Below are 1,135 nucleotides of genomic sequence, written 5' to 3'. Positions count from 1 at the left end.
CTCCCGACGGGCGCCAGCCCCCTGTCATCCCTCCGACGGGACGTGATCGACTCGCGTGGTCGGAAAACCGGGGCATCCGGACGACCGGGACACCCCGATATCCAGGATCCCGAGTCGATCACACCCGCAGTTCCGCCCAGGTCGCCGTGCCCGGGGACGTCCGCGCGGGCCTGGTCCCGGCGGAGGCGTGTTCGGGCAGGTCAGGTCGACGTGACCGGCCCGGTCGGGTTGCCCTGATCGTGGCGTCGGCGATGTGGGTGTGTCTGGCTGGCCGGATGCCGCGGTATCGCCGGTCTGGAGTCGATCAGCCCGGCTGTCCGGTGCGGCCGGTCGGGGTCGTGCCCGGTTGGGTGGGATGTCCGTTTCTGGGGCTGTTGGGGTGTGACCGGGTGCATCCGTGGGCTGGAATCGTGGCGGGCGGGGGGTCGTTTCATACCCTGACGATCGCAGGACCACGGCCACCCGCCCCGCCCGCTCGACCGGCGGGGGAATGGCCGGCCGCGCGGGGTCGTTGCAGACCCCCGAACGACCGCAGGCCCCGCCGACCGGTGCGCCCCTCCGGCCCACCGCCGCGGGAATCCCCCCGGCCCGACGGTCGTTACACACGGTCCCGGCGCCACGAGCCCCCCGCTCACAGGCCGCCGCGCCGCGAGCCCCGGCTCGCAGGCCGCCCCCAGACTTTCCCCGCTTGATAGTGCAGCGCCCGACGAGGTGCTCACACCCGCGTCACCCACCCCCGGTGGTGGCGTGTGGTGTTCCTACCCCCGAAGGAGCTACCCCCATGAACACGATCTTCCGTAAGAGCATGCTGTCTGTTGCTGGTCTCGCGTTCGCCGGTGGTGTCTTCGCCGGTCCGATCGCCGCCCACGCCAACCCCGCTGTTGACGCCAAGCCCGTCGCGGCCGTGCAGACGGTGTCGAAGCCGCAGGGCGACCAGTCCCACATCAGCCTCAACGGCGAGCAGACGGCCAACGCCAAGGCGATCATCGCCGCCACGAAGAAGGCCGGCCTGCCCGAACGGGCCGCGGTCATCTCGATCGCGACGAGCCTGCAGGAGTCGAAGCTGGAGAACCTCGGCCACCTCGGCGACATGAACGACCACGACTCGCTGGGCCTGTTCCAGCAGCGCCCCTCC

1 pseudogene is annotated in these 1,135 nt (G+C 71.5%); it reads left to right on the top strand.

What is annotated here, in order from left to right:
• Positions 1-781: 781 nt before the first annotated feature.
• Positions 782-1,135 (top strand): annotated as a pseudogene (locus AB0J68_RS32430) (hypothetical protein); the annotation flags it as partial.

This window comes from Micromonospora sp. NPDC049580 (genome assembly GCF_040675595.1).
In the GTDB taxonomy this organism is placed as follows: Bacteria; Actinomycetota; Actinomycetes; order Mycobacteriales; family Micromonosporaceae; genus Micromonospora.
The sequence above is the reverse complement of the archived record's forward strand: the minus strand, read 5'-3'. Positions and strand labels throughout refer to the sequence as shown.